Genomic DNA, 5,362 nt, shown 5'->3' with positions numbered 1-5,362 from the left:
GTCTGGCCTATCTACCCTATCGTCTTTAGGGGACCTTAACGAAACCTCATCTTAAAACAGGCTTCCCGCTTAGATGCTTTCAGCGGTTATCCCTTCCGTACGTAGCCAACCAGCGATACCCCTGGCGGGATAACTGGCACACTAGAGGTACGTCCGTCCCGGTCCTCTCGTACTAGGGACAGCTTTCTTCAAGTTTCAACGCGCGCGGCGGATAGAGACCGAACTGTCTCACGACGTTCTGAACCCAGCTCGCGTGCCGCTTTAATGGGCGAACAGCCCAACCCTTGGGACCTACTCCAGCCCCAGGATGCGACGAGCCGACATCGAGGTGCCAAACCATCCCGTCGATATGGACTCTTGGGGAAGATCAGCCTGTTATCCCCGGGGTACCTTTTATCCGTTGAGCGACACCACATCCACAAGTAGGTGCCGGATCACTAGTCCCGACTTTCGTCCCTGCTCGACATGTCTGTCTCACAGTCAAGCTCCCTTGTGCACTTACACTCACCACCTGATTGCCAACCAGGCTGAGGGAACCTTTGGGCGCCTCCGTTACATTTTGGGAGGCAACCGCCCCAGTTAAACTACCCACCAGGCACTGTCCCCAACCCAGATCATGGGCCAAGGTTAGATGCTCAATCCGATCAGAGTGGTATTTCAACAACGACTCCACCACCACTAGCGTGATAGCTTCCAAGTCTCCCACCTATCCTACACAAACCGAACCAAACACCAATACCAAGCTATAGTGAAGGTCCCGGGGTCTTTTCGTCCTGCCGCGCGTAACGAGCATCTTTACTCGTAGTGCAATTTCACCGGGCCTGTGGTTGAGACAGCAGAGAAGTCGTTACGCCATTCGTGCAGGTCGGAACTTACCCGACAAGGAATTTCGCTACCTTAGGATGGTTATAGTTACCACCGCCGTTTACTGGGGCTTAAATTCTCAGCTTCGCAGTCAAAGACTACTAACCGGTCCTCTTAACCTTCCAGCACCGGGCAGGCGTCAGTCCATATACATCAACTTAACGTCTTCGCATGGACCTGTGTTTTTGATAAACAGTCGCTTCCCTCTATTCTCTGCGACCCCACAACGCTTAACACCGCAAGGATGCTCACGTCGTGAGGCCCCCCTTCTCCCGAAGTTACGGGGGCATTTTGCCGAATTCCTTAACCACAGTTCACCCGAACGCCTTAGTATTTTCAACCTGACTACCTGTGTCGGTTTAGGGTACGGGCCATACACACACATCGCTAGAGGCTTTTCTCGACAGTACAGGATCACCACCATCAACCCTTTTGGGTCTACGCATCACGTCTCAACCATAATGTGCGGCGGATTTGCCTACCACACGATCTACACGCTTACACCACCAATCCAATAAGTGGCGTGGCTACCTCACTGCGTCACCCCATCACTTGAACCACACATCAGGCCCCACGACATCAACACCACCAATCTTCAAAGAAGACTAGCAATGCATCCGCGGTGGTTAGTATCAGTGCTTTATCATGGGCGCGCATGTACGGGTACCAGAATATCAACTGGTTATCCATCGACTACGCCTGTCGGCCTCGCCTTAGGTCCCGACTCACCCTGGGAAGACGAACTTGACCCAGGAACCCTTAGTCATCCGGCGGATAGGATTCTCACCTATCAATTCGTTACTCATGCCTGCATTCTCACTCGCACACAGTCCACGCCTCCTTACGGTAACGCTTCAACCCATGCACGACGCTCCCCTACCCAAACAAAAAAGTTTGCCGCGGCTTCGGCGGTGTACTTGAGCCCCACTACATTGTCGGCGCAGAACCACTCGACCAGTGAGCTATTACGCACTCTTTCAAGGATGGCTGCTTCTAAGCCAACCTCCTGGCTGTCTTCGCGATCCCACATCCTTTTCCACTTAGTACACCCTTAGGGGCCTTAACCGGCGATCTGGGCTGTTTCCCTCTCGACTATGAAGCTTATCCCCCACAGTCTCACTGCCGTACAACACAATTAGTGGCATTCGGAGTTTGGCTGACATTGCTAAGATTGTAGTCCCGCTCAACCAACCAGTCGCTCTACCTCCACCAAGCTATAATACGACGCTGCACCTAAATGCATTTCGGGGAGAACCAGCTATCACGGAGTTTGATTGGCCTTTCACCCCTACCCACAGCTCATCCCCGCAGTTTTCAACCTACGTGGGTTCGCGCCTCCACAACCTCTTACAGCTGCTTCACACTGGCCATGGGTAGATCACCCCGCTTCGGGTCCAGGACATGCCACTTAACACCCCATTAGGATTCGGTTTCCCTACGGCTACCCCACACGGGTTAACCTCGCGACATGCCGCTGACTCGCAGGCTCATTCTTCAAAAGGCACGCCATCACACACAAACGGTGCTCTGACGGATTGTAAGCACATGGTTTCAGGAACTATTTCACTCCCCTCCCGGGGTACTTTTCACCATTCCCTCACGGTACTCATACACTATCGGTCACACTGAGTATTTAGGCTTACCGGGTGGTCCCGGCAGATTCACAGCAGATTCCACGAGCCCGCTGCTACTCGGGCAACCCAACAACCCACATGCCATTGTCTTCAACTACAGGACTCTCACCTTCTCCGGCAGGCCATTCCAAACCACTTCACCTAACAACAACACAAGAGCACGATGATGGTAGTCACCGCACGTTGGGGCCCACAACACCGCACACACAACCCCTACCAGGTATCACATGCACACGGTTTAGCCTCATCCACGTTCGTTCGCCACTACTAGCAGAATCATTATTATTTTCTCCTCCTACGGGTACTGAGATGTTTCACTTCCCCGCGTAAACCCCCACAACAGCTATGAATTCACTGAAGGGTAACCCCACATAACCAGGGCCAGGTTTCCCCATTCGGACATCCTCGGATCAACGCTCAATTGACAACTCCCCGAGGCTTAACGCAGCCTTTCACGTCCTTCATCGGCTCAGCATGCCAAGGCATCCACCATGCGCCCTTAATAACGAACACACAAACCACCCACACCAAAAAGCGCAGGTGGCCACACAAGTGAACTTGACAAAAAATTGATTAAAGAAAAAAGAAATCACACAAACACACACAAACAAACCACAAAAGCAATCCATCCGTGCGTGTTTAATGCTCGCGTCCACTATACAGTTCTCACACAACACCCCAACCACAACCAGCCAACACAATAAGTGTCAACAAGACTCATGGTCAGGCACAAAAAAGGGGGATAATGCCCCAGACACCCAACAATGCACCAACATACAAACAACATATTTTTCGTTTAACTGTGCATGGACAACGTGTGTCACAAAGCGCCATTCAAACACTTAGTTCATCTCATCAGGTGTGTGTTTCACCCGGACAATTTTTCATAATCAAAGTTGGCAGCATGACACTCGCATACTCAACCAACCAAGGGTGCAACTGCACCCGAAAAATAAAAGCTCCTTAGAAAGGAGGTGATCCACCCGCACCTTCCGGTACGGGTACCTTGTTACGACTTCGTCCCAATCGCCGATCCCACCTTCGACGGCTCCCTAACAAGTTTGGGCCACCGGCTTCGGGTGTTACCAACTTTCATGACGTGACGGGCGGTGTGTACAAGGCCCGGGAACGTATTCACCGCAGCATTGCTGATCTGCGATTACTAGCGACTCCGACTTCATGGGGTCGAGTTGCAGACCCCAATCCGAACTAAGGCCGGCTTTCAGCGATTCGCTCCACCTCACAGTGTCGCTGCGCGTTGTACCGACCATTGTAGCATGTGTGAAGCCCTGGACATAAGGGGCATGATGATTTGACGTCATCCCCACCTTCCTCCGAGTTGACCCCGGCAGTCTCTCATGAGTCCCCAACCAAATGCTGGCAACATAAGACAAGGGTTGCGCTCGTTGCGGGACTTAACCCAACATCTCACGACACGAGCTGACGACAACCATGCACCACCTGTACACCAGCCACAAAGGGAAAGACTATCTCTAGCCCGATCCGGTGTATGTCAAGCCCAGGTAAGGTTCTTCGCGTTGCATCGAATTAATCCACATGCTCCGCCGCTTGTGCGGGCCCCCGTCAATTCCTTTGAGTTTTAGCCTTGCGGCCGTACTCCCCAGGCGGGGCGCTTAATGCGTTAGCTACGGCACGAAAGTCGTGAAAAGACCCTCACACCTAGCGCCCACCGTTTACGGCATGGACTACCAGGGTATCTAATCCTGTTCGCTACCCATGCTTTCGCTCCTCAGCGTCAGTAACTGCCCAGTAACCTGCCTTCGCCATCGGTGTTCCTCCTGATATCTGCGCATTTCACCGCTACACCAGGAATTCCAGTTACCCCTACAGTACTCAAGTTATGCCCGTATCGCCTGCACGCCCGGAGTTAAGCCCCGGAATTTCACAGACGACGCGACAAACCACCTACGAGCCCTTTACGCCCAGTAATTCCGGACAACGCTCGCACCCTACGTATTACCGCGGCTGCTGGCACGTAGTTAGCCGGTGCTTCTTATCTAGGTACCGTCACAAAAAGCTTCGTCCCTAGCGAAAGGAGTTTACAACCCGAAGGCCGTCATCCCCCACGCGGCGTCGCTGCATCAGGCTTGCGCCCATTGTGCAATATTCCCCACTGCTGCCTCCCGTAGGAGTCTGGGCCGTATCTCAGTCCCAATGTGGCCGTCCACCCTCTCAGGCCGGCTACCCGTCGCCGCCTTGGTAGGCCATTACCCCACCAACAAGCTGATAGGCCGCGAGCTCATCCTACACCGAAAAAACTTTCCAACCATCACACTAAAAATGGCTCCTATCCGGTATTAGACCCAGTTTCCCAGGCTTATCCCGAAGTGCAGGGCAGATCACCCACGTGTTACTCACCCGTTCGCCACTCGAGTACCCTGCAAGCAGGGCCTTTCCGTTCGACTTGCATGTGTTAAGCACGCCGCCAGCGTTCGTCCTGAGCCAGGATCAAACTCTCCACAAAAAAATTTCAGAACAAAAATCCGAAACAGGCCGTGAAAAGCCCGAAACCCAACAAAAGAACAAACCACCACAAACCACAAAAGCCTGTGCTGGCGTCCAAAAAATTACTACAAAGAAAAAATAAACAGTTCCCTCAACCCGACGGGGTCAAAAATAAGGAAACCAAAAAGTTGAACACAATCACATGCCAACCAATCCATCTCAATGCAGCCGAAACACCAAACAGCATTCAAATAGGTACGTGTTTCACATACCCAACCGGCACACACCAACCAACAAACCACCTAAAGGCTCATTGGCAGACAAACCAATCAACACACAACCATGCACACAAAAAATAAAAAGTACATTGGCACACTATTGAGTTCTCAAACATCATC

2 rRNA genes are annotated in these 5,362 nt (G+C 52.3%); both read right to left on the bottom strand.

Annotated elements, in window-relative coordinates:
- A 23S ribosomal RNA gene (locus tag QP884_RS11135) occupies positions 1–3,011 on the bottom strand; the annotation flags it as partial.
- A gap of 454 nt (positions 3,012–3,465) precedes the next feature.
- Positions 3,466–4,983 (bottom strand): 16S ribosomal RNA (locus QP884_RS11130).
- Positions 4,984–5,362: the final 379 nt, after the last annotated feature.

This window comes from Corynebacterium tuberculostearicum (assembly GCF_030229345.1).
Taxonomy (GTDB): Bacteria; Actinomycetota; Actinomycetes; order Mycobacteriales; family Mycobacteriaceae; genus Corynebacterium; species Corynebacterium tuberculostearicum_G.
Note: the sequence above shows the minus strand (reverse complement) of the source record. Positions and strands in the feature narration are given on the sequence as shown.